The sequence below is a fragment of the Streptomyces sp. NPDC059989 genome (genome assembly GCF_042736975.1).
Lineage (GTDB): Bacteria > Actinomycetota > Actinomycetes > Streptomycetales > Streptomycetaceae > Streptomyces.
The window spans coordinates 112,256-133,915 of sequence record NZ_JBHWUO010000003.1; the positions used below are offsets into that span (position 1 = coordinate 112,256).

The 21,660-nt window shown below is 72.6% G+C and carries 23 protein-coding genes and 1 tRNA gene; 14 read left to right on the forward strand and 10 right to left on the reverse strand.

Features of this window, described 5'->3' with window-relative positions; all coding sequences use genetic code 11:
• The first annotated feature begins 388 nt into the window (after positions 1-388).
• Positions 389-868, forward strand: a complete 480-nt coding sequence (locus ACFWBN_RS03865; protein ID WP_385170065.1) for an HIT family protein — start codon at positions 389-391, stop codon at positions 866-868.
• A gap of 15 nt (positions 869-883) precedes the next feature.
• Here the strand turns inward: ACFWBN_RS03865 and ACFWBN_RS03870 are convergent, their stop codons facing one another.
• The 4 genes from ACFWBN_RS03870 to ACFWBN_RS03885 form a co-directional block, all read right to left on the reverse strand.
• On the reverse strand, positions 884-1,273 hold the full coding sequence (locus ACFWBN_RS03870; RefSeq protein WP_385170067.1) for a nuclear transport factor 2 family protein: 390 nt from the start codon (positions 1,271-1,273) through the stop codon (positions 884-886).
• A gap of 81 nt (positions 1,274-1,354) precedes the next feature.
• Positions 1,355-2,956: a serine/threonine-protein kinase gene (locus ACFWBN_RS03875; RefSeq protein ID WP_385170070.1), complete on the reverse strand. Its 1,602-nt coding sequence runs from the start codon at positions 2,954-2,956 to the stop codon at positions 1,355-1,357.
• Positions 2,957-3,483: 527 nt separating this feature from the next.
• The gene (locus ACFWBN_RS03880; RefSeq protein ID WP_385170073.1) at positions 3,484-3,960 is read right to left on the reverse strand and encodes a MarR family winged helix-turn-helix transcriptional regulator; all 477 of its coding nucleotides are present in this window, start codon (positions 3,958-3,960) and stop codon (positions 3,484-3,486) included.
• The gene (locus ACFWBN_RS03885) at positions 3,953-4,582 is read right to left on the reverse strand and encodes a DJ-1/PfpI family protein (protein ID WP_385170077.1); all 630 of its coding nucleotides are present in this window, start codon (positions 4,580-4,582) and stop codon (positions 3,953-3,955) included. Before ACFWBN_RS03885 ends, ACFWBN_RS03880 begins: the two co-directional genes overlap by 8 nt.
• Positions 4,583-4,757: 175 nt before the next feature.
• Between ACFWBN_RS03885 and ACFWBN_RS03890 the strand changes: the two genes are divergently transcribed.
• The 3 genes from ACFWBN_RS03890 to ACFWBN_RS03900 all read left to right on the forward strand — a co-directional run bounded on the left by ACFWBN_RS03890 (position 4,758) and on the right by ACFWBN_RS03900 (position 7,707).
• The gene (locus tag ACFWBN_RS03890) at positions 4,758-6,110 is read left to right on the forward strand and encodes an aspartate aminotransferase family protein (RefSeq protein ID WP_385170079.1); all 1,353 of its coding nucleotides are present in this window, start codon (positions 4,758-4,760) and stop codon (positions 6,108-6,110) included.
• 148 nt (positions 6,111-6,258) lie between these two features.
• Positions 6,259-6,924: a GntR family transcriptional regulator gene (locus tag ACFWBN_RS03895; protein WP_385170082.1), complete on the forward strand. Its 666-nt coding sequence runs from the start codon at positions 6,259-6,261 to the stop codon at positions 6,922-6,924.
• A gap of 132 nt (positions 6,925-7,056) precedes the next feature.
• Positions 7,057-7,707 carry a hypothetical protein gene (locus ACFWBN_RS03900; RefSeq protein ID WP_382637461.1) on the forward strand — a complete coding sequence of 217 codons (651 nt, stop codon included), beginning with the start codon at positions 7,057-7,059 and terminating at the stop codon, positions 7,705-7,707.
• 109 nt (positions 7,708-7,816) lie between these two features.
• Here the strand turns inward: ACFWBN_RS03900 and ACFWBN_RS03905 are convergent, their stop codons facing one another.
• A complete protein-coding gene (locus tag ACFWBN_RS03905; RefSeq protein WP_385170086.1) occupies positions 7,817-8,560 on the reverse strand; it encodes an SLATT domain-containing protein in 744 nt (247 codons plus the stop codon).
• Between the two features lie 267 nt (positions 8,561-8,827).
• On the opposite strand from ACFWBN_RS03905, the gene ACFWBN_RS03910 reads away from it, so the two are divergent.
• The 7 genes from ACFWBN_RS03910 (at position 8,828) to ACFWBN_RS03940 (ending at position 15,051) form a co-directional block, all read left to right on the forward strand.
• Positions 8,828-9,172, forward strand: coding sequence for a YbaB/EbfC family nucleoid-associated protein (locus ACFWBN_RS03910; RefSeq protein ID WP_078892798.1), 345 nt, complete (start codon positions 8,828-8,830; stop codon positions 9,170-9,172).
• 71 nt (positions 9,173-9,243) lie between these two features.
• Positions 9,244-9,843, forward strand: a complete 600-nt coding sequence (recR, locus tag ACFWBN_RS03915; protein ID WP_365144499.1) for a recombination mediator RecR — start codon at positions 9,244-9,246, stop codon at positions 9,841-9,843.
• Entirely contained in the window at positions 9,836-10,483 is a 648-nt protein-coding gene (locus tag ACFWBN_RS03920; protein WP_385170091.1) for a DUF5063 domain-containing protein, read from the forward strand. The genes recR and ACFWBN_RS03920 overlap by 8 nt, the downstream gene beginning before the upstream one ends.
• 132 nt (positions 10,484-10,615) lie before the next feature.
• Positions 10,616-11,890, forward strand: coding sequence for an aspartate kinase (locus ACFWBN_RS03925; RefSeq protein WP_385170093.1), 1,275 nt, complete (start codon positions 10,616-10,618; stop codon positions 11,888-11,890).
• Positions 11,887-12,960, forward strand: a complete 1,074-nt coding sequence (locus tag ACFWBN_RS03930) for an aspartate-semialdehyde dehydrogenase (RefSeq protein ID WP_385170095.1) — start codon at positions 11,887-11,889, stop codon at positions 12,958-12,960. Before ACFWBN_RS03925 ends, ACFWBN_RS03930 begins: the two co-directional genes overlap by 4 nt.
• 169 nt (positions 12,961-13,129) lie before the next feature.
• Positions 13,130-13,942, forward strand: coding sequence for a SigE family RNA polymerase sigma factor (locus tag ACFWBN_RS03935; protein ID WP_385170098.1), 813 nt, complete (start codon positions 13,130-13,132; stop codon positions 13,940-13,942).
• A complete protein-coding gene (locus ACFWBN_RS03940) occupies positions 13,939-15,051 on the forward strand; it encodes a hypothetical protein (protein ID WP_385170100.1) in 1,113 nt (370 codons plus the stop codon). Before ACFWBN_RS03935 ends, ACFWBN_RS03940 begins: the two co-directional genes overlap by 4 nt.
• A gap of 66 nt (positions 15,052-15,117) precedes the next feature.
• On the opposite strand, the gene ACFWBN_RS03945 is transcribed toward ACFWBN_RS03940, so the two are convergent.
• Together ACFWBN_RS03945 and ACFWBN_RS03950 are read right to left on the reverse strand one after the other, a co-directional pair.
• The gene (locus ACFWBN_RS03945) at positions 15,118-15,888 is read right to left on the reverse strand and encodes an SURF1 family protein (RefSeq protein WP_385170103.1); all 771 of its coding nucleotides are present in this window, start codon (positions 15,886-15,888) and stop codon (positions 15,118-15,120) included.
• Between the two features lie 43 nt (positions 15,889-15,931).
• Positions 15,932-17,746 carry a prolyl oligopeptidase family serine peptidase gene (locus ACFWBN_RS03950; RefSeq protein WP_385170105.1) on the reverse strand — a complete coding sequence of 605 codons (1,815 nt, stop codon included), beginning with the start codon at positions 17,744-17,746 and terminating at the stop codon, positions 15,932-15,934.
• A 101-nt stretch (positions 17,747-17,847) separates the two neighbouring features.
• On the opposite strand from ACFWBN_RS03950, the gene ACFWBN_RS03955 reads away from it, so the two are divergent.
• From ACFWBN_RS03955 to ACFWBN_RS03965, 3 genes are all read left to right on the forward strand, one after another.
• Positions 17,848-18,015 carry a hypothetical protein gene (locus ACFWBN_RS03955; protein WP_385170107.1) on the forward strand — a complete coding sequence of 56 codons (168 nt, stop codon included), beginning with the start codon at positions 17,848-17,850 and terminating at the stop codon, positions 18,013-18,015.
• 67 nt (positions 18,016-18,082) lie between these two features.
• Positions 18,083-19,405 (forward strand): cytosine deaminase, encoded by a 1,323-nt coding sequence (gene codA, locus ACFWBN_RS03960; RefSeq protein WP_385170110.1) that lies wholly within the window; start codon positions 18,083-18,085, stop codon positions 19,403-19,405.
• A gap of 58 nt (positions 19,406-19,463) precedes the next feature.
• Complete coding sequence (locus ACFWBN_RS03965) at positions 19,464-19,982, forward strand: DUF5956 family protein (protein WP_385170113.1); 519 nt, start codon at positions 19,464-19,466, stop codon at positions 19,980-19,982.
• A 126-nt stretch (positions 19,983-20,108) separates the two neighbouring features.
• Here the strand turns inward: ACFWBN_RS03965 and ACFWBN_RS03970 are convergent.
• The 3 genes from ACFWBN_RS03970 to ACFWBN_RS03980 form a co-directional block, all read right to left on the reverse strand.
• A tRNA-Pro gene (locus ACFWBN_RS03970) sits at positions 20,109-20,182 on the reverse strand.
• 39 nt (positions 20,183-20,221) lie between these two features.
• Complete coding sequence (locus ACFWBN_RS03975) at positions 20,222-20,473, reverse strand: Pr6Pr family membrane protein (protein WP_385170116.1); 252 nt, start codon at positions 20,471-20,473, stop codon at positions 20,222-20,224.
• Positions 20,474-20,684: 211 nt separating this feature from the next.
• Complete coding sequence (locus ACFWBN_RS03980; RefSeq protein ID WP_385170119.1) at positions 20,685-21,623, reverse strand: metallophosphoesterase; 939 nt, start codon at positions 21,621-21,623, stop codon at positions 20,685-20,687.
• Positions 21,624-21,660 lie beyond the last annotated feature (37 nt).

Consider the following 21,660-nt stretch of genomic DNA (forward strand, 5'->3'; position numbering starts at 1 on the left):
GCGACCAGGGAGGCCAGCAGCGTGCGGCGCAGCCGACCGGCAGACCGACCCGCAGACCGAGCGGCCCCGGCCGACGAGCCCGCGCCCGACCCGGCGCTCCCGCCCGCGCCTGCCGCCGCGCCAACGGCCGCGGCGACATCCGCCCCTGCCGTCCCCGTGGTGCCCCTCGCGCCCCTCGCGCCCGTCGTCCCCGTTGCCATCGGCTCTTCCTTCGGTCGGGAAGAGCCGTCAGCGCCCTTCTCTTCCACCGAAGTTAGAAATCGGGACCCCTCGACGGCGTCACGCTCCGGAGCCGTCTTCCCGCGTAGCTCTCAGGTATGACAGGGGATACCTGAGAGTCAATGCACCGCCGAACCACCAGGCAGGGGCCGCCGCTTAACATCCCGTCATGACTGACATCGACTGGCGCCACGACCGCATCGGCAGCGCGCATCGAGGCCAGAACCCCACCGTCCTGCGCCGCCTCGACGCGGGTTTCGCCGCCATCGGGGACCGGCAGTTCCTGCCCGGCTACTCCGTCCTGCTCACCGACGACTCCGCCGTGACCCGGCTCTCCGACCTCCCGCGGGCGCGCAGGATCGCGTACCTCACCGACCTGGAGCGGCTCGCCGAGGCGGTCGAGCGCGCCTGCCGTCGGCTCGACCCGGCCTTCCGCCGCGTCAACATCGAGATCCTCGGCAACACCGACCCGTACCTCCACGCCCACATCTGGCCCCGCTACGACTGGGAGCCCGCCGACCTGGTCCGGCTGCCCGTCTGGCTCTACGCGGAGGAGTTCTGGCGAGGCGAGCAGTACGCGTTGACCGGCCGCCACGACGGTCTGCGGACCGCCATCGGGGAGGAGCTGGACGCGCTGCCGGAGCCCTGACCGTGCGGGGGTGGGTCAGTCCGCAACCAGCGGTTCGACGTAGCCCGCGCGCCAGCGCGGCGCCGGGTCCTGGCCGGGGCTGGTCCAGTACTCCCGCGCGCTCACGATCTCCCCGTCCCGCACCGTCCACAGGGAGACGGCCCGGTAGACGACGTGGTCCTGAGGTATCTCCACCTCGGTGACGACGAGGTTCCCGTCCGCCAGGATGCGCAGCACCTCCACGGACCTCTCGTCCGTGTCGCCGTCGTCGGTGTTCACGGCTATGAAGTTGGCGCGCCCCACGATGCGTTCGCCGCTCACCGGCCATTCGATGACCGCGTCCTCGGCGATGAGCTTGGCCACGCCGTCCCAGTCGCGTGCCTCGATCCGCTCCCACAGTTGTGCCACTACGTTCAACGGCTCCATGTTCGGCAGTGTCCGATGCGGGCCTGATGCGTAACAGGTTTTGTTTGCAGGCTTATTGACTTCGACACAAAGCGGTGCGGGTCACTGTCTGCGGTAGGTGAGCGGCGGGTCGTCGCTGCCGGCGAGCTCCCGCTGGAGGGTGCCGTCGGGCAGCAGGCGGAGTCGGCTCCAGGCGCCCGGGGTGCAGGTCGGCGGGGTGCCGGAGGTGACGGTGGAGGCGTCGAGTTCGACGGGGTCGGGTGTCGCGCTGCGGAGGTATGCCTTCCAGGTGCAGCCGAAGCCGGGGGCCTGGACGCCGAGTGACATCACGGGGTCGCCGACCGAGCCGTGCGTGAGGGTGAGCCGCCAGGTCTGGGCGCCGGTGGTGGCCTGCCAGGTGCCGAGGTAGGCCTCGGGGAGGTCGCCGGGCGCGGTGGGCGCGGTGGGCGCGGGGCGCGCGGGGGCGGTGACGGGTGCGGGTGCGGGTGCGGGTGCCGGTGCCTGTGCCGACCGGGTGGGCGTACGGGGGCTGCCGCCGGGCGGGAGGAGGTCTTCGGAGCCGTTCATCACCGCGTACACGGTGCCGACGGCCGCGACGGCCACGGCCACGGCCACAGAGAGGAGGAGGGCTGTGGCTCCGGCCCGGGGGCGGGTCGGGGGTCCCGATGCGGTGGGGGCGTACGCGGGGTACGGAGGGGGCGGAGGCGGGGTCCGGGGCGGGGGTGCCGCGCGGTCCGGGCCGGCGTCCTCGCGGTCCAGCAGGCGTACGGCGTGCCGGCCAAGCTGCGCCACCAACGGGGCCGGAAGCCAGGGCTCCAGGGCCCTCCCGTCGGCCACGGTGTCACCGGCGCCGACCCGGGCCAGGACCTCGGCGGGCCCCGGCCGCGCGGCGGGATTCCTGCGCAGGCAGTCCCGTACGAGGTCGTGCAGCTCGGGGGGTACGCCGGTCAGGTCCGGCTCGGCGCCGGTGATGCGGAGCAGGAGCGCGGGCAGGCCGCCGGGCTGTTCCGCGTCGCCGAAGGGCAGCCGGCCGGTGGCCGCGTACGCGAGGACCGCGCCGAGGCAGAACACGTCGCAGGCGGTGGTGACGGGCTCGCCGCGGATCTGCTCGGGGGCCATGAAGCCGGGGGAGCCGATGAGTTGGCCGGTCTGGGTGAGGCCGGCGGTGGCGGCTTCGGAGGCGGTTTCCGTGGCGGGTTCGGTGCAGTGGGGGCTTGCCGGGGCGCGGGCGATGCCGAAGTCGATGACGCGGGGGCCGTCGAGGGTGATCAGGACGTTCGAGGGCTTCAGGTCGCGGTGGATGAGGCCGGCGCGGTGGATGTCCTGGAGGGCGTACGCGAGGCCCGCGGCCAGGATCCGTACGGAACGGAGCGGCAGCGGGCCGGAGTCGCCGGCGACGACCTGGCGCAGGCTCGGCCCGGCGACGTAGCCGGTGGCGAGCCAGGGGGTGTCGGCCTCGGTGTCGGCTTCGAGGACGGGGGCCGTCCATTCGCCGCCGACGCGACGGGCCGCGGCGACCTCTTGGCGGAAGCGGGTGCGGAATTCCTGGCGGGTGGCGAGGTCGTGGTGGATCAGCTTCACGGCGACGGTGCGGCCGCGGTCGGAGCGGGCGAGGTAGACCTGGCCCATGCCGCCTTCGCCGAGGCGGGAGAGCAGGCGGTAGGGGCCGATGCGGTGCGGGTCGTCTGGGTGCAGTTGTTCCATGCCGGGTCCCCCCTGGACGGGCCGATGTGGCTCCGTGGGGGAGGACGGGGTTGGGGCGGGGGTCGGTTGCGGGGGGCTCCGCGCGGGGGTGGTGGCGGGGTTCGGCTGCGCCTGGCTCCTGGGGCTCCGCCCCGGACCCCGCGCCTCAAGCGCCGGCGGGGCTGGTTTGTGGTCCGGCCAGGTGGGTTTGTGCGGCTCAAGGATCGGGGCTCCGCCCCAGACCCCGCGCCTCAAGCGCCGGCGGGGCTGGATGTGGTGCGGCTGGGTGGGTTCGCGTGCCTCAAGGATCGGGGCTCCGCCCCGCGCCCCGCGCCCCGCGCCCCGCGCCCCGCGCCCCGCGCCCCGCGCCCCGCGCCCCGCGCCTCAAGCGCCGGCGAGGCTGGTTTGTGGTCAGGCCAGGTGGGTTTGTGCGGCTCAAGGATCGGGGCTCCGCCCCGGACCCTGCGCCCCAAGCGCCGGCGGGGCTGGACGTGCCGGCAGCGCTGAAGGGCAGCCCCCCGGCTGGGGGTGGACGGAATGAGTTGGGGCTAGGGGACGGGGGTGTTCGGGGATTGGAGGGTGTCCAGGGCCTTGGTCAGGCGTTCCAGGGCTTGGACCGTTTCCTTGAAGGCGGTGTCGCCCAGTTCCGCCGCGAGCCGGGTGGCCAGGGAGGCGTGGCCCGGGCCGATGCGGGCCACCGCCGCGCGGCCCGCGTCCGTCGGGCGGAGGAGTTTGGCCCGGCGGTGTGCCGGGTTCGGGATGTACTCCGCCAGACCCTTCGCGGCCAGCAGGTCCGCGATGCGCTGGACGCTCTGCCGGGTGATCCCCATCGACCGGGCGATGCCCGCGACGGGCAGCGGCTCCTTCAGCACCGCCCCCAGCACCTGCCACCACGCGGCCGTCAGCCCCGCCGGCCGGGCCAGCTCCTCCGAGACGGAGAGGAACTGGCCGTTCAGCCGGAAGACCCCGAGCGCGGTACGGCTCAGCAGGTCCTGCCGGTCCCGCAGCGAAGGCTCCTCACGCATCGCCCGCCTCCGAAGCCGCCATCAGCACCGGGTACGCGCTCGCGTCCGAGTCGTGGAACAGGCGGTACCACGCGTCCAGGACGTCCGGCTTGTAGACGTCCAGGCGGGCGAAGACCTCGCGGGCGAAGGCCACCGGCTCCGTCGGCCCGGCCGTGATCAGGTCGCCGTCCGTCACCGCGTCGGCCTCGACGTAGTGCTCGGCTCCCGCGTAGCCGGGCTGCTCGGCCAGGTAGAAGGAGGCCGCGCTGGTGTGCGTACGGCCGTCCAGTACGCCGGCCCGCGCCAGGCCGGACGTGGCTCCGCAGATCGCCGCGACCGGGACGCCCGCCGCCAGGAACTCCTTCGCCTTGGCCGCGAAGGGCGCCAGGTCGTCGCTCGTGTCCCAGAGCGAGGCGCCGGTCAGGATCAGGAGGGAGGAGTCCTCGGGGCGCAGGTCCGCGAGGGACAGGTCGGGCTCGATGCGGACGCCGCCCATGGTGGTGACCTGCTGCCCGGCGGCGAAGCCGACCGTACGGATCTCGTGGCCGCGCTGTGCGAGGTGGGCGGTGGCGTGGCCGGTCTCCCAGTCCGCGTACGTGTCGTAGACGGCGAGGTGGACGGGCTTGCGCGGGGTCTCGTTCATCGTGATCGCCTCCGGCGTCCGGATGGATGGGAACCGCTCCCTATATGACAGAAGGCTGTCATGACGACAGTGTGCTGTCAATCGCGGAAGCGCAGACAGACTGCCGAGAGTGGCCCCCTCAGCCCATACAGTCCGCCGATATCCCTTCCCACCTGCGCACTTCTAGCGTGACCGCATGACCCCTCATGTCACCGGCGCGACCGTCAAGGCCGCCGACCGCGCTCACGTCTTCCACTCGTGGTCCGCCCAGGCCCTGATCGACCCGCTGGCCGTCGCCGGCGCCGAGGGCTCGTACTTCTGGGACTACGACGGGAACCGCTTCCTCGACTTCTCCTCCCAGCTGGTCAACACCAACATCGGCCACCAGCACCCCAAGGTCGTCGCCGCCGTCCAGGAGCAGGCCGCCCGGCTCTGCACCCTCGCGCCCGGCTTCGCCGTCGACGTCCGCTCCGAGGCCGCACGCCTCATCGCCGAGCGGACCCCCGGCGACCTGGACAAGATCTTCTTCACCAACGGCGGCGCCGAGGCCATCGAGAACGCCGTCCGCATGGCCCGGCTGCACACCGGCCGGCAGAAGGTGCTGTCCACCTACCGCTCGTACCACGGCGCCACCGCCGCCGCGATCAACCTCACCGGCGACCCGCGCCGCTGGCCCTCCGACACGGCCGCCGCCGGCGTCGTGCACTTCTGGGGCCCGTTCCTCTACCGCTCCGCCTTCCACGCGACCACCGAGGCCGAGGAGTGCGCCCGCGCGCTCGCCCACCTCGCGGACACGATCGCCTTCGAGGGGCCGCAGACCATCGCGGCGATCATCCTGGAGAGCGTGCCCGGCACCGCCGGGATCATGACCCCGCCGCCCGGCTACCTCGCCGGCGTACGCGAGCTCTGCGACGCCCACGGCATCGTCTTCATCCTGGACGAGGTCATGTCGGGCTTCGGCCGCACCGGCACGTGGTTCGCCGCCGACCACTGGGGCGTCACCCCCGACCTGATCACCTTCGCCAAGGGCGTGAACAGCGGTTACGTGCCGCTCGGCGGCGTCGCCATCTCCGCCGCCATCGCCGAGACCTTCGCCACCCGCCCCTACCCGGGCGGACTGACGTACTCCGGCCACCCCCTGGCCTGCGCCGCCGCCGTCGCGACGATCAACGCGATGGAGGAGGAGGGCATCGTCGAGAACGCCGCCCACATCGGCGCGAACGTGATCGGCCCGGCGCTCGCCGAGATCGCCGAGCGGCATCCGTCGGTCGGGGAGGTGCGGGGCCTGGGCACCTTCTGGGCCCTGGAACTCGTACGGGACAAGGAGACGCGCGAGCCGCTCGTCCCGTACAACGCGGCGGGCGCCGCCAACGCGCCGATGGCCGAATTCGCCGCGGCCTGCAAGGCCTCCGGCCTGTGGCCCTTCGTCAACATGAACCGGACGCACGTCGTCCCGCCGTGCACGATCACGGAGGCGGAGGCGAAGGAGGGCCTAGCCCTGCTGGACGAGGCCCTGACGGTCGCCGACCGGCACACCGCGGCCGGCTAGGGGCGGCGGCCAACAGGCGAAAGCACCGGTGGCCGGTTGTCCGTCCGCATAACGGTCGGTAGATCCGTATAACGATCGCCAACCGTTCGGTTTCGGCCTCGCTGTCTGGCCTAAGGTGTCCGGAGCTCTACAGAGGAGACGGACCCTTATGCCAGGCAGCGGCGCTGTCACCCGCAACACACTTCGCCAGCAGATCGCGGACGCGCTGCGTGACGAGGTGCTCGCGGGACGCCTGCCGCCGGGCACCGAGTTCACCGTCAAGCAGATCGCCGAGAAGTACGAGGTCTCCGCGACCCCGGTCCGCGAGGCACTCGTGGACCTCTCGGCGCAGGGGCTGCTGGAACTGGTCCAGCACCGCGGTTTCCGCGTGCGGATCTTCACCGTGGACGACTTCCGCGGCATGGTCGAGGCGCGCTCGCTCGTCGTGGACGGGATCTTCCGCCGGCTCGCCGAGCGCGGCACGGCCCCCGGCTCCGGCGAGATGCTGGTGTCGGTGCGCCGCCGGGCCGAGGAGGCGCGGCGGGCCGCCGAGAGCGGTTCGCTCGAAGTGCTGATCGGCTACGACCTCCGCTTCTGGCGGGAGCTGAGCGGGCTGGTCGGCAACACCTACATATCCGAGTTCCTGCACCGCATCCGCGTGCAGTGCTGGGTCTTCGCCGTACCCCACCTCCAGCGCGAGCCGCAGCTGCGGGCGGCGCTGTGGTGCGGGCACAACGACCTGGTGGACGCGGTGACGCTGGCGGACGCGGACGCGGTACGGCGCATCGTGCACGAGTACAACCAGCACGGTCTGGACTGGGCCGCCGGCCTGTAGGGGCGGGGGCGGGTGTGGCCGCGCGGGGCCATGGCGTCACCCGCCGTATACCGGGTTCTGCGCACCCCTTCGCGGAGGGTGTCCGGCGCACTACGCTGGCCCGATCGGCGGCAACGACTGATCGGAGCCCGCGTGGCCTGTGACCTGTGGCTGGTCCCCCTTGTCGATGTGCTGTGCCACAGCCCCGACAACCCGTTCGCGGAAGAGATCGCCTCGTACGACAAGGCGCTGGGCGAGGCGGGTCTGCCGTCGGTGCCCGTGTTCGCTTACATGCCGGGCCTGAGCGGGGACGTGGCTCCGGTGGCCGGATTCGACTACGACGCCCTGCACTTCCTGCGGCGGGCGTACCTGCTCCAGATCTGCGGGCTGCCGGTGACGCCGGTGGACGAGCTGGGCGGGGACTACGAGCAGCTGCTGGAGATGTTCGAGCCGACGGCGCAGCAGTCGCACCTGGTGTGGCACTACGACCACGCGGGGGCGTACGTGCCGGTGGACTTCGCGGCTCCGCTGGCGAACGAGGAGCTGTTGGCCGGGGGCGGGCCGCTGGGGTCCGCGCACGGGCTGCTGCGGGAGCTGGCCTTCGTGGCTCCGGCGATCGGGATAGACCCGGGGAACCCGCCCGCGGCGCCGGCTCCGCCGGGGCGGCCGACGTCGCTGGAGGAGCCCGCGGGGCCGATTCCGTACGACGACAGTCCGTTCGCTCGGGAGCGGCATGTGTGGCTGGGGTTGCATGCGGCGGCCACCCGGAGCCTTGGCCAGGGCTCGATGATCATCTTCAGCTGACCGCCGCTCGGGGTGGGGCGGGCTGCGGTCGCGTGTCGGCTGCGGCCCGGCCTCCCGGGGCTCCGCCCCCGGCCCCGCGCTTCGCGGCGCCCGTTACCGCGCGCCCGTATCAGCGCGGCTGTTCCGGAGGGCGTTGGCGGGGCATGTTCGGGCGGGTGCCCGGGGGGAGGGGGAAGCGGGCCGGGGGGACGTAGGCGTCCGCGCGGGCTCCGGAGGCGCCCAGGGACTGCATCACCAGGGGCGCGGGGCCGGAGCTGAACTCCACCATCCACTCCGCGGTCTCGGAGCGCACCAGCTCCGTCACGTCCTCCGAGAAGCGGCGCAGCACCGTGAGGCAGCGCTCGGCCGCCTCGCTGGCCGTGCCCTCGGTCGGGCCCAGCACCTCCCGCACGTTCTCCGAAGCCCAGTCGAACTGGAGGGTCTGCAGCCGGCGCTGCACCGCCTGGGCGGTGGCCACGTCCCGCATCCAGCCCGAGGTCAGGCCGAAGAACCGGTCGCAGGCCAGGCAGGCCGCGCCCAGGAGCAGCGACAGGTACCCGTACGCCGACGCGCCCGGCGCCGAGCCCGTCAGCTCCAGCAGCGGCATCGCGGCGCCCGTGACGGCGCCCACGGCCGCCCCGGCGCGCAGCACGCGCGCCCCCCGGCTCTTCCACGCCCGGTCGGACAGATACCACTCGGCGGTGCGCAGTGCGTCGGCCTCGACCCGCCGGTAGAGCTCGTCGAGCCGCTCGGCGGGCTCGCCCCAGTCCCCCAGGGGGAAGGGCCGACCGGTCAGATCGCCCGCCATCGGCCCGCCGCCCTCCTCCCGGGGATCCCGGGGTGGCCCCTCGGGCTGCATCTCCGGCTGGCTCACCCGGCACTCCCTCTGCCTGCGCTGACGTGTGGTGGTGCGCGTGTGCGCAATGGTGCGCATGCTCTTCCTACCTTCGAATGACGCTCGATGGACAACGAATCCCGGGATTTCCGCCCGCAAGGAGGTCTCCATCAGGTACGCGTACGCCCCGTCTCTCACTCGAAAGAGTTGGTCCTCACGGCGTAGGGCGCGGCGCCCGGTGAGCACGTAGGCTCGGATTGACCAAGCTGCCCCAGGCTTGGACGGATGCTACGGAGTGAGTGACCTGTGATTCCCGGTGGTGGCCAGCCCAACATGCAGCAGCTGCTCCAGCAGGCTCAGAAGATGCAGCAGGACCTTGCCGCGGCCCAGGAGGAGCTCGCGCAGGCCGAGGTCGAGGGTCAGGCCGGCGGCGGCCTCGTCAAGGCGACCGTCACCGGTTCCGGTGAACTGCGCGCGCTGGTGATCGACCCGAAGGCCGTGGACCCGGAGGACACCGAAACCCTCGCCGACCTGGTGGTGGCGGCGGTGCAGGCGGCCAACGAGAATGCCCAGGCGCTCCAGCAGCAGAAGCTGGGCCCCCTGGCCCAGGGTCTGGGTGGCGGCAGCGGCATTCCCGGCCTTCCGTTCTAGTACCTGATACCAGGTACCGAGTACCAGGTACCTGCCCGTAGTAACCCCGCACACCGAAAGAAGGCAGTCCGTTGTACGAAGGCGTGGTCCAGGACCTTATCGACGAACTGGGCAGGCTGCCCGGCGTCGGGCCCAAGAGCGCGCAGCGGATCGCCTTCCACATCCTGCAGGCCGAGCCCACCGACGTCCGCCGCCTCGCGCACGCGCTGCTGGAGGTCAAGGAGAAGGTCCGGTTCTGCGCGGTGTGCGGGAACGTGGCGCAGGAGGAGCGGTGCGGCATCTGCCGTGACCCGCGCCGCGACACCACGGTCATCTGTGTCGTGGAGGAGCCGAAAGACGTCGTCGCGATCGAGCGGACCCGCGAGTTCCGGGGCAGGTACCACGTCCTCGGCGGCGCGATCAGCCCGATCGAGGGGGTCGGCCCCGACGACCTGCGCATCCGCGAGCTGCTGGCGCGTCTCGCGGACGGCACGGTCACCGAGCTGATCCTGGCGACCGACCCGAACCTGGAGGGCGAGGCGACCGCCACCTACCTCGCCCGCATGATCAAGCCCATGGGCCTCAAGGTCACCCGCCTGGCCAGCGGGCTCCCCGTCGGGGGAGATCTGGAGTACGCGGACGAGGTCACGCTCGGGCGGGCCTTTGAAGGAAGGCGACTTCTCGATGTCTGACGCAACGCTGCACGCTCTCGGCCAGGATCCCGACGACTTCGCCGCCTCGATCGCCGACCAGATCGAGTCGTTCATCGTCGCGGTCACCGAGGTCGCCAAGGGCGAGGACCCGGACAGCGCGGTGCCGTTCCTCCTGCTGGAGGTCTCGCAGCTGCTGCTCGCGGGCGGCCGGCTCGGCGCGTACCAGGACGTCCTGCCCGAGGAGCGCTACGAGCCCGACCTCGGTCCGGAGCCGGACGTGGACGACCTGCGCGAGCGGTTCGCGGTCATGCTGGAGCCGGTCGACGTCTACTCCGAGGTCTTCGACCCGTACGAGCCGCGCAAGGCCCCGGTGCCCCACCGGATCTCCGACGACCTGGCCGACGTGGTCGCCGACCTGCGGCACGGCCTCATCCACCACCAGGCGGGCCGCATCACGGAGGCGCTGTGGTGGTGGCAGTTCTCGTACTTCACCAACTGGGGCCCGACGGCCTCGGCCACCCTGCGTGCCCTCCAGTCGCTGATCGCGCACGTACGGCTGGACCAGCCGCTCGCCGCGCTGGACGGCCTGGACACGGACGAGGACCTGGCGGAGGACGACCTCGCGGAGCAGGCCGGGCAGGTCATGGCCGAGGAGCTGGGCGGTCTGGGCCGCAAGTAGAGCCCCGATCCGAGCCCCGGCGAGGGAACGTATTCTTTGATCTTTTCGTCTCATGATGTGGTACGAAGCGGTCGGATCGCGGCCGCTCGTTACACTGCACCAGCAATGAGACGGACTGAGCGAGGAGCGCACGTGGGCCTTGTCGTGCAGAAGTACGGAGGCTCCTCCGTAGCCGATGCCGAGGGCATCAAGCGCGTCGCCAAGCGGATCGTGGATGCCAAGAAGAACGGCCACCAGGTGGTCGTCGTGGTTTCCGCGATGGGCGACACGACGGACGAGCTGATCGATCTCGCCGAGCAGGTATCCCCGATGCCTGCCGGGCGTGAGTTCGACATGCTGCTGACCGCCGGAGAGCGGATCTCCATGGCCCTGCTGGCCATGGCGATCAAAAACCTGGGCCACGAGGCCCAGTCGTTCACCGGTAGCCAGGCAGGCGTGATCACCGACTCGGTCCACAACAAAGCGCGCATCATCGATGTCACGCCGGGCCGTATCCGCACCGCGCTGGACGAGGGCAACATCGCCATCGTCGCCGGCTTCCAGGGCGTGTCCGCGGACTCCAAGGACATCACCACCCTCGGCCGCGGCGGCTCGGACACCACCGCCGTCGCGCTCGCCGCGGCGCTGGACGCCGAGGTCTGCGAGATCTACACCGACGTGGACGGCGTCTTCACCGCCGACCCGCGCGTGGTGAAGAAGGCCCGGAAGATCGACTGGATCTCCTCCGAGGACATGCTGGAGCTCGCCGCCTCCGGTTCCAAGGTGCTGCTGCACCGCTGTGTCGAGTACGCACGCCGATACAACATCCCGATCCACGTCCGCTCGTCCTTCTCCGGACTGCGCGGAACCTGGGTCAGCAACGAACAGCCGCAAGGGGACGAGCAGGTGGAGCACGCCATCATCTCCGGAGTCGCTCACGACGTCTCCGAAGCCAAGATCACGGTCGTCGGTGTCCCGGACAAGCCGGGCGAGGCCGCGGCGATCTTCCGCGCCATCGCGGACGCCGAGATCAACATCGACATGATCGTGCAGAACGTGTCGGCGGCCTCGACGGGCCTCACCGACATCTCCTTCACGCTCCCCAAGGCCGAGGGTCACAAGGCCATCGAGGCCCTGGAGAAGGCGAAGGGCCAGATCGGCTTCGACTCCCTGCGCTACGACGACCAGATCGGCAAGATCTCCCTGGTCGGCGCGGGCATGAAGACGAACCCGGGCGTCACCGCCTCCTTCTTCCAGGCGCTGTCCGACGCGGGCGTCAACATCGAGCTGATCTCCACCTCCGAGATCCGCATCTCGGTCGTGACCCGCCAGGACGACGTCAACGAGGCCGTCCGCGCCGTGCACACGGCCTTCGGCCTCGACTCCGACAGCGACGAAGCCGTCGTCTACGGAGGCACCGGACGATGACCGCGCACCGGTCCTCCGGCCCGGCGCTCGCCGTGGTCGGAGCGACCGGGGCCGTCGGTTCGGTCCTGCTCCAGATCCTGTCCCAGCGCGCGGACGTCTGGGGCGACATACGCCTGATCGCCTCCGCGCGCTCGGCCGGCCGCGTGCTGACCGTCCGCGCGGAGGAGACCGAGGTGCTCGCCCTCACCGAGGACGCCTTCGACGGCTTCGGGCCGGGCGATGTCGCGCTCTTCCTCACCCCGGCCGAGGTCTCGGCCCGCTGGGCCCCCGTCGTCACCGCGCGCGGGACCGTCGTCGTGGACCAGTCCGCCGCCTTCCGCGAAGACCCCGAGGTGCCGCTGGTGGTGCCCGAGGTCAACGGGCACGCCGTACGGATCCGGCCGCGCGGGATCGTCGCCGGCCCCGACTGCGTGACCGCCGCGATGATCGCCGCCCTAGGCGCGCTGCACGCCGAGTACTCCCTCTGCGAGCTGGCTGTCTCCTCGTACCAGGCCGCGGGCGCCGCCGGCCGGGCCGGCTCCGAGGTGCTGCGCCGGCAGCTGTCGCTGGTCGCCGGGACCTCGCTGGGCGAGCAGCCCGGTGACGTGCGCCGCGCCGTGGGCGAGGACACCGGCCCCTTCGCGGCCCCGCTGGCCCTCAACGTCGTGCCCTGGTCCGGTGAGCTGCGCGAGGACGGCTGGTCCTCGCACGAGCTGGCCGTACGGGCGGAGACGCGCCGGATCCTGGATCTGGCGGCGCTGCCGATCGCCGTGACCTGCGTACAGGTTCCCGTCGTGACGGGGCATTCCCTGACCGTGCGGGCCCGCTTCGAGAACGAGGTGAAGGCCGTGCACGCCCGGGAGATCCTGGAGGCCGCGCCGGGCGTGGTCCTCGTGGACGACCCGGCGGCGGGGGAGTTCCCGACCCCTTCGGACGCCGCGGGGACGGATCCCGCCTGGGTCGGGCGGCTGCGGGTCTCGCTCGACGACCGGTGTGCGCTGGAGTTCTTCGTGTGCGCGGACAATCTCCGCAAAGGCGCCGCCCTGAATGCCACCCAGATCGCGGAACTGATCGCAGGTGAATTTGCGTAATCCGCTTTGTAGGATCGGTGCTGATCCCTTGATCAAGGTGATGGCCCGACTGCCGTCTCGAAGGACGGGGCAATCGGGAAGAGCGGGTACGCATGAGGGCAATGGGGATATTGCTGGCTGGGCTGCCTCGCGCGTACAACCCTGACGGGGGGACGCGTGTCCTACAGGCGTGGCAGAGGCACTACTGGAATTGGCCGTCCTACCGGCGCGCACCGGGTTCGTCCCGTCGCGCCGGGGCTCCCGTGCGCCCGGCGGCGGTCTTCCCGTGATCGTTCCCGTCCCGCCGGCGGGGCCGCCCGAGGCCTCCGTACGGGCGGCCGCAACGACCCGGGGCGGCCGCGTGCCCGCGCCGCGCGACAGCGCTGACGCGGCGGGGAGCGGCGACAAGGGCGGGCAGGCCGGGCCGGCGGAGCTGGTCGAGACGGCCGGGACAGCCGGGACGGCCGACACGGCCGAGACGGCCGAGACGGTGACCGAGGTGGTGGCCGGCACCACCGTCGACCACCTCACCGAGACCTACCAGGCGCACTACCGCTCGCTCCTCGGCCTCGCCGCACTGCTCCTCGACGACACCGCCTCCTGCGAGGACGTGGTCCAGGAGGCGTTCATCCGCGTCCACTCCGCCCGGAGCCGGGTCCGCGACCGCGACAAGACGCTGGCGTACCTGCGCCAGACCGTCGTGAACCTCTCCCGGTCCGCCCTGCGCCGGCGCATCCTCGGCCTCAAGCTGCTGTCGAAGCCGATGCCGAACATGGCGAGCGCCGAGGAGGGCGCGTACGACCAGCTGGAGCGGGACGATCTGATCAAGGCGATGCGCGGACTGCAGCGGCGCCAGCGAGAGGTACTGGTGCTGCGCTACTTCGCGGACATGACGGAGGCCCAGGTCGCCGAGACGCTCGGAGTGTCGCTCGGCTCGGTGAAGGCGTACGGATCGCGGGGCATTGCCGCGCTGCGGGTGGCGATGGAGGCTGCGCAGTCATGATGGACGACCAGATTCCGCCGGGCGGCGCGAGCGAGGAGCAAGCCCTGCGGGGCCTGCTGCGCGGGGCCGTCGAGGGGCTGGAGCCCTCCGACGGGGCGCTGGAGCGGCTGCGGTACGCGGTCCCCGCGCGCCGGACCCTCAAGCGCCAGGTCTTCGTCGGCGCCGCGGCGGTGGCCCTGCTCGCCGGGACCGCGATCCCGGCCGCCCTGCACATGACGGCCGCAGAGGTCGACCCCACCGAGCACTCGGCGATGGCCGGGCACGGGGCGCAGCCGGGCGGCAAGCCGGGCGCCTCGCCGTCCGATCCGCACCAGAACGGATCCGGGATCCCGCCGCGGTCCACCCGCTCCGCCGGTGGCGGCCCCGACGCGGGCGGCATCGGCCAGCCGGTCCCGAGCCTCGGCGGTTTCCCGTCCGGCGGCGTGACGGTCGGCCCGTCCGGAGGCGCCGGCGCCTCGGCCGGAACCGGCGGCACCACGGCCGGCCCGGCCGCCGGTGGCGGCCCGTACCCGCCGGCGGCCGCGGCGAGCGTGCCCGGATGCGGAGCCGAGCAGCTGGGGGTGGTGGGCCTGGCCCGCGCCCCCGAGGCCGACGGCAAGGTGTACGGCAGTTTCAAGGTCACCAACGTCTCGGCGCGGGGTTGTACCGTCACCGGCCCGGACACCGTGACGGCGGCCGCCGCGGCCGGCACCGCGCCCGGCCAGGGCTCCGGGGTCGCCGTGGTCGGCCACACGGCGGGGGACCCGGCGAGCGGGCTGCTGCCGGACCCCTCGGCGGAGGCCCCGGTGCTGGTGCTCCCGCCGAATACGGCGTACGAGGTCCGCTTCGCGTGGGTGCCGTCGGGGGAGGCCTGTACGGCGGAGACCCCGGGCACGGGCGCGAGCGCGAAGCCGCCGCAGGAGCAGGGCGCGGACGCCGGTACGGGGAGTTCCGGAACCACCGGGTCCGGGGAGACCCAGACGAGCGGCGAGCCCGCGAAACCGGCCGGTGTGGCGGTCTCGCACACCCCGCAGACGGGATCCCCGACCACCCGGACAACGCTTCCCGAGGCCTGCGGCGGCACCCTGTACCGCACGGGCACGATCCCGGTGGAGCCGGCGAAGCCGTAGCAATTCAGCCCCGCCGGCGTTTGAGGCGCGGGGTCTGGGGCGGAGCCCCGGCAGCGGCGCCGCAGGTCAGACCGGGCCCACGCCCGCCGGCACCAAGCCGGCTTCGGCATCGCGAAGGGTCTCCACCTCGCGCCGGTACAGCCGGAACCACATGAAGAGCACGAAGGCGACGAAGACGAACCACTCGCCCGTGTAGCCGAGGTTCTGGAAGGCCTTCAGGTCGAGGCCGGTGTTGTTCGGCGCCTGCGCGGGCACCGGAATCATGCCGTCCGCCGGGGTCTGCACCGTCAGCCACGCGTCGTACAGGTCGTACGGGACGATGTTGACCAGCGAGGCCGCCCCGATCACCCCGAGCTGCCCGGCCGGCAGGCCGCCCTGGGAGTGGACCCCCTTCGTGCCGGAGTTCTCCGAGGCCTGGAGCGCGCCCGAGACCTCCACCCGCCCGGTCGGCGCGGCCGGCGCCTTCGCGGCGTCCGCGGTCCCCGGCAGCCAGCCCCGGACCACCGGGACGGCCTTGCCGGAGTCGGTCTTCAGCAGGGTCAGGACGTAGAAGCCGGACTTCCCGTCGAGCCGCCGTTCGGGGACCAGCAGCTGCTCGGCGTACTCCCCGGCGGTCGAGGCCAGGCGCCCGGAGGTCTTCTTGTCCACCGGAAGGAGCGAGTCCAGCGGCGCGGCGGCCTGGTCGGCGGGCCGTTCGGCGGTCGCCTCGCGGTGCGTGTCGACGCGGTCCTCGAAGCGCCCGAGCTGCCAGGACCCCATGAACAGGCAGAAGGGAACGGCGAGCGCGACGAAGACGTTGATCCCCCACCAGCGCGGGGTCAGGAGAAACCGGTGCACCCCACCACCGTACGGGGGGTGCACCGGGCGCCGTCCCGCAGGGTCAGGCGGGCAGGTGCTTCAGCGCGAACTCCAGCTCCATCCGGACCTGCTTGATCCGCTCCTCCACGACCAGCGAACCGTGCCCCGCGTCGTACCGGTACACCTCGTGCACCGCCCCGCGCGCCGCCAGCCGGTCCACGTAGTTCTCGATCTGCCGGATCGGGCAGCGCGGGTCGTTGACGCCCGCCGCGATGTGGACGGGGGCCTTCACCGCGTCCACGTACGTCAGCGGCGAGGACGCCTCGAAGCGGTCCGGGACCTCCTCCGGCGTCCCGCCGAAGAGGGTGCGGTCCAGGGACTTCAGCGCCTCCATCTCGTCGTGGTACGCCGTCACGTAGTCCGCGACCGGTACGGCGGCCAGGCCCACGGCCCATGCCCCGGGCTGCGTGCCCAGCCCCAGCAGCGTCAGGTAGCCGCCCCAGGAGCCGCCCGAGAGGACCAGGCGCGCCGGGTCCGCGAGGCCGGAGGAGACCGCCCACTCCCGGACCGCCGCGATGTCCTCCAGCTCGATCAGGCCGACCCGGTGCTTGAGGGCGTCCGTCCACTCGCGGCCGTAGCCGGTCGAGCCGCGGTAGTTGACCCGGACGACCGCGAAACCGTGGTCCAGCCAGGCCGCCGGGGTCGCCGCGAAGGCGTCGCTGTCGTGCCAGGTGGGACCGCCGTGGATCTCGAAGACCGTCGGGAAGGGGCCGTCGCCGCGCCCGGCCGGCCGCTGGGCGAGCGCGTGGATCCGGCCGCCCGGGCCCTCCACCCACACGTCCTCCACCGGCACCGAGCCCGGCGCGCGGAAACCGGGAGCGTCCAGGACGATCCCGCCCGCGGTGGACCGTACCGCCGAGGGCTCGGCGGCCGAGGACCACAGGAACTCCACCGTCCCGTCGGGCCGCGCCGTGGCACCCGAGACCGTCCCCGCGGGCGTGTCCACCCGTACGAGGTCCCGCGCGGCCAGGTCGTAGCGCCAGAGCTCGCTGCGCGCCTCGAAGCTGTGCGCGATGAGCAGGGCCGAGCCGTCCGGGTACCACTCGGCGCTGACGTCGCCCGGCAGATCGATGGCCAGGCCCGTCTGGGAGCCGGAGGCCAGGTCCCACACCATCGGCTCCCAGCGGCCGCGCCGCTGGTGCCCGACGAGCAGCCGGGTGTCGCCGTCGACAGGCGCGAAGCCGAGGACCTCGAGGCCCAGCTCCTCGGTGCCGCCCTTGGAGTCGTCCAGCTCGGCGACGGTGGTCCCGTCGAGGGTCAGCACGCGCACCGCGGAGTGCATGGCGTCACCGTGCTCGGTGTGTTCGATGGCGACCAGCGTCCCGTCGCGGGACAGGTCGCCGACGCCGGCCGATTCCCGGTGCCGGTAGATCACGGTGGGCGCGGAGCCGTCCGCGGGGACCACGTGGACGGTCGAGCCGTCCTCGTCGGTGGAGCGCCCGACGACCGCCGTCCCGTCCCGGCCGATCGCGAGCCCGGCCGGGTAGGAGGGCTCCAGCCCGGGGGTGGCCGGCTCGTCGGGGCCGCCCGCGAAGGGCTGGCGCACCCAGGTGCCGAACTCGTCGCCGTCGGTGTCGGAGAACCACCAGATCCACTCGCCGTCGGGGGAGAGGGTGCCGTCGGTGGTGCCGTTGGGGCGGTCGGTGGCCTGCCGCTGCGCGCCGGTGGCGCGGTCCCAGGCGTAGAGCTCGAAGGTCCCCGTCGCGTTGGAGACGAAGAGGGAACGGTCCGGGGCGTCCTCCGCCCAGTCGGGCAGCCCGACGCGCGGCGCCCGGAAGCGCTTCTCCCAGTCGGGCATCTCGGGGGTGGTCTCGCTGTCGCTGGTCATGCCCCCCATTCTTGCCGCATCGGCCGCACGGCCCGCCGGGATGCCGACTGCTCCGAACGGGCGCACAGTGGAACCCGTACGCCTGTCCCGTGCTCCGAGGAGGAGTGATCATGGCCAAGAAGGCTCGTTCCGGTCACCACGGCCACCAGGATTCCGAGCGTGCGATGGCAAAGAACACGGCGGCCGAGGCACGCGCCAAGGCCGCGGTCAGAGACGTGCAGTCGGTCTCCGCGAAGACGCGGGGCATGCAGCAGAAGGCCCAGTCCAAGCGCGGCTGAGTCTGCGGCACCGGTCACGGCCCGGCGTTTCACGTGAAACGTCGGGCCGCGTGCGTAGGCTGGCGGCATGCGGATGATCGTCCGGGGTGCCCGGCTGCTGCACGCGCACGACCTCGTAGACGTGGAGGTCGCGGAGGACGGCCGGATCGCGCGGGTGATCCCGTACGACGACCAGAAGGAGCCGCCGGCCACCGGCGTCCTCATCGAGGCCCACGGCTCGCTCCTCAGCGAGCCCTTCGTCGAGCCGCACATCCACCTCGACACCGCCCTGACCGCAGGCGAACCGCGCCCCAACGCCTCCGGGACCCTCTGGGAGGGCATCGCCTGCTGGAGCGAGCGCAAGCGGACCCTGACCCGCGAGGACGTCGTCGCGCGGGCGAGCGAGGTGCTGCGCTGGCAGGCGGCGCAGGGCGTGCTGCACGTGCGCACCCACTGCGACATCACCGACCCCTCCCTGACCGCGCTCGACGCGCTGCTGGAGGTGCGCGACCGGGTCCGGGACGTCATGACCCTCCAGATCGTGGCCTTCCCGCAGGAGGGGATCGTCTCCTTCCCGGACGGCGAGGCGCTGCTGCGCGAGGCGCTCCGGCGCGGCGCGGACGTCGTCGGCGCCATCCCGCACTTCGAGGACACCCGCGAGGACGGGGTGGCCTCGCTGCGGACGGCCTTCGCGCTGGCCGAGGAGCACGGGCTGCGCGTGGACGCCCACTGCGACGAGATCGACGACGAGCAGTCCCGGTTCGTGGAGGTGCTGGCCACCCTCGCGCTGCGCTCGGGCCTGCGCGAGCGCGCCACGGCCTCCCACACGACGGCGATGGGCTCCTACAACGGCGCGTACAGCTTCAAACTCCAGCGCCTGCTGGCCCGTTCGGGCATCAACCTGGTCTCCAACCCCTTCGCCAACCTCAACCTCCAGGGCCGCTTCGACGCCTACCCCAAGCGGCGCGGCCTCACCCAGGTCAAGGAGATGCTGGCGGCGGGGGTCAATGTGGCCTTCGGCCACGACGACGTCATGGACCCCTGGAACGCCCTCGGCACCGCCAACCCGCTCCAGACCGCCCTCGTCGGGCTGTACGCGGCCCAGCTCACCGGCGCGGACGAGATCCCGGTGGCCTTCTCGATGGTGACGGACCGTGCGGCGCGGGTCCTGGGCCTGTCGGACGCCGAGTACGGCATCGCGGAGGGCGCCCCCGCCTCCTTCGTCCTGCTCCCGGCGCCGACGCCCGAGGAGGCCATCCGCCGCCAGGTCCGCCCCCGGTACGTCGTCGCCCGCGGCACCGTCATCGCGCAGACCCCGCCCGCTCCGACCCGCCTGTCCTGGCCGGGAGAGCCCCCGCAGGAGGTCGACTTCAGCCGCCGCCCCTGGCCGTCCCTCCCGGATCCGGCCTGACCCGCGGCCGGAGGCGGAGGTCACCCACATCCGCCACCACGTCGGATAGCGTGCCCGCATGTCGTGGGACGAGGACGGAACACCGCACCCGCTCGCACTGCGCCGTACCGGCCGCAGCGAACTGGAACCGGACGGGCTGCCCGAGATCCGGGAGCTGGAAGTGCTCGGCTGGGAGCCGGCTCCCGAGGAACTGCGCTGGGCCTTCCTCCCGTACGTCTGGCCCCCGGCGGCCCGCACCTGGATCCCGGACCGCTCCACGCACTGGGCCGTGGAGACCTCGCTGGACGGCCACGGCCACATCACCGACGTGGAGTGCGCCCCGCTCCCGGAGGCCGACCTCCGCGACCTCGACGGCGAGTCGGACACCGCCCTCGCCGCCCTGGGCCTCCCGCCCCGCCCCCGGGGCCGCCTCTGGCTCCTCCGCCCGGTCGGCTCCCACCCCACGGTCGCCGCGGTCCTCGACCACCTCGACGCGACGGCCGCGGAACACGGCGTGGCACCCGGCCTCTCCCCGGAGTTCCTCACCCTGACCGCCACCGAGCTGACAGCGCTGACGGCTGGCACCGATAAGGGGTGAAGGGGACGCGCACGAGCCGTACATCGGGCGGCGGAGGCGGAGTTCGTCCGTCGGCCGACCTCACCGGATATGCAGGAAGGGCCTGATCCACTGAGTGGATCAGGCCCTTGACCTGGTCTTACGAAGTCGGGGTGGCGGGATTTGAACCCACGACCTCTTCGTCCCGAACGAAGCGCGCTGCCAAGCTGCGCTACACCCCGATCGCCGCCTTGCAGCGCTTGCTGCCCTGGCGACATCGATTACTTTAGCGGACCTCCGGCCGGAGACGAAATCCGGTTTTCGCGGAGTGGCCGCGGGGCCAGGGCAGACGCCGGGCGGAAGCGGTCCGCGGCGACCAGGAGCAGGCCGAGGGCGTAGAAGGCGATGCCCAGGACGACGGCGTTCAGGGCGACGCGGGCGTACCCGTACTGGGCCACGTCGATGAAGGGGTACGTGTACCGGGTCTTGGTGCCCGGGGTGAGCAGCTCGCCGCGGATCAGCGCGAAGGTCACGTACGCCAGCGGGTACGCGAGCCACTGCGCGGCGTGGCGCGGGCGCCGTCCAGATCGTGAAGAAGCTCAGGACGACGGGCACGCTGCCGTACGCGCACTCGATGACCAGCCCCACCACGGCCGCGGCGGAGGTCAGGGCGCGGAAGGCCGCCGGGACGAGGCGCGAGGGGGAGACCGCCGGTGGGATCATCCCGTCAACGTATTACGCGGATCACGCCTTCGGGGTCAGCGTCAGGAGTGTCGCCTCCGGCGGGCAGGCGAAGCGGACCGGGGTGAACCGGTTGGTGCCGCAGCCCGCCGAGACGTGGAGGTACGCGCGGTGGCCGCCCGCCTCGTGCGTGGACAGGCCCTTGACCCGCTCGGTGTCCAGGTCGCAGTTGGTGACGAGCGCCCCGTAGAAGGGGATGCACAGCTGCCCGCCGTGCGTGTGCCCGGCGAGGATCAGCGGGTAGCCGTCCTCCGTGAAGGCCTCCAGCGTGCGCAGGTACGGGGCGTGCACGACGGCGATCGAGAAGTCGGCGTCGGCCTCCGGACCGCCCGCCACCCGCTCGTAGCGGTCCCGCTTGATGTGCGGGTCGTCCAGCCCCGTGAAGGCGAGCTCCAGGCCGTCCAGCTTCAGCCGCGCCCGGGTGTTGGTGAGGTTCAGCCAGCCCGCCGCGTCGAAGGCGTCCCGCATCTCCTCCCACGGGTTGTGGACGGCGCCGACGACCGGCTTGTTGCCGTTCAGCCCGTGCCGGCCCTGCACCTTCTCGATCAGGTAGCGCCCGGGGTTGCGCAGCCGCGGCCCGTAGTAGTCGTTCGACCCGAAGACGTACACGCCGGGGAAGGACATCAGCGGGCCCAGGGCGTCGAGCACCTCGGGGATGCCCTCGGTGTCGGAGAGGTTGTCGCCGGTGTTCACGACGAAGTCGGGGCGCAGGCCGGCGAGGGACTGGAGCCAGGCGCGCTTCTTGCGCTGCCCGCGCACCATGTGGATGTCGGAGACCTGCAGTATCCGCAGCGGGCGCATGCCCTGGGGCAGGACGGGGACGGTCACCCGCCGCAGGCGGAAGGACCGCGCCTCGAATCCGGCGGCATAGGCCACACCCGCGGCCCCCACCGCAGCGATTCCGGCAGCCGCTTTCAGGGGTACTCCGTAACGCGCACGCATGGCCCCATCGTCGCAGACCCGGAAAACCAACGGGCGC

Excerpts from the sequence above, each read along its gene's own strand:
- ACFWBN_RS03940 (WP_385170100.1), top strand. The coding sequence starts at position 13,939 with ATGATGGACGACCAGATTCCGCCGGGCGGCGCGAGCGAGGAGCAAGCC.
- ACFWBN_RS03870 (WP_385170067.1), bottom strand. The coding sequence starts at position 1,273 with ATGGAGCCGTTGAACGTAGTGGCACAACTGTGGGAGCGGATCGAGGCA.
- codA (WP_385170110.1), top strand. The coding sequence starts at position 18,083 with ATGCGGATGATCGTCCGGGGTGCCCGGCTGCTGCACGCGCACGACCTC.
- ACFWBN_RS03865 (WP_385170065.1), top strand. The coding sequence starts at position 389 with ATGACTGACATCGACTGGCGCCACGACCGCATCGGCAGCGCGCATCGA.
- ACFWBN_RS03895 (WP_385170082.1), top strand. The coding sequence starts at position 6,259 with ATGCCAGGCAGCGGCGCTGTCACCCGCAACACACTTCGCCAGCAGATC.
- ACFWBN_RS03980 (WP_385170119.1), bottom strand. The coding sequence starts at position 21,623 with ATGCGTGCGCGTTACGGAGTACCCCTGAAAGCGGCTGCCGGAATCGCT.
- ACFWBN_RS03890 (WP_385170079.1), top strand. The coding sequence starts at position 4,758 with ATGACCCCTCATGTCACCGGCGCGACCGTCAAGGCCGCCGACCGCGCT.
- ACFWBN_RS03920 (WP_385170091.1), top strand. The coding sequence starts at position 9,836 with ATGTCTGACGCAACGCTGCACGCTCTCGGCCAGGATCCCGACGACTTC.
- ACFWBN_RS03885 (WP_385170077.1), bottom strand. The coding sequence starts at position 4,582 with ATGAACGAGACCCCGCGCAAGCCCGTCCACCTCGCCGTCTACGACACG.
- ACFWBN_RS03880 (WP_385170073.1), bottom strand. The coding sequence starts at position 3,960 with ATGCGTGAGGAGCCTTCGCTGCGGGACCGGCAGGACCTGCTGAGCCGT.
- ACFWBN_RS03930 (WP_385170095.1), top strand. The coding sequence starts at position 11,887 with ATGACCGCGCACCGGTCCTCCGGCCCGGCGCTCGCCGTGGTCGGAGCG.
- ACFWBN_RS03955 (WP_385170107.1), top strand. The coding sequence starts at position 17,848 with ATGGCCAAGAAGGCTCGTTCCGGTCACCACGGCCACCAGGATTCCGAG.
- ACFWBN_RS03950 (WP_385170105.1), bottom strand. The coding sequence starts at position 17,746 with ATGGGGGGCATGACCAGCGACAGCGAGACCACCCCCGAGATGCCCGAC.
- ACFWBN_RS03965 (WP_385170113.1), top strand. The coding sequence starts at position 19,464 with ATGTCGTGGGACGAGGACGGAACACCGCACCCGCTCGCACTGCGCCGT.
- ACFWBN_RS03875 (WP_385170070.1), bottom strand. The coding sequence starts at position 2,956 with ATGGAACAACTGCACCCAGACGACCCGCACCGCATCGGCCCCTACCGC.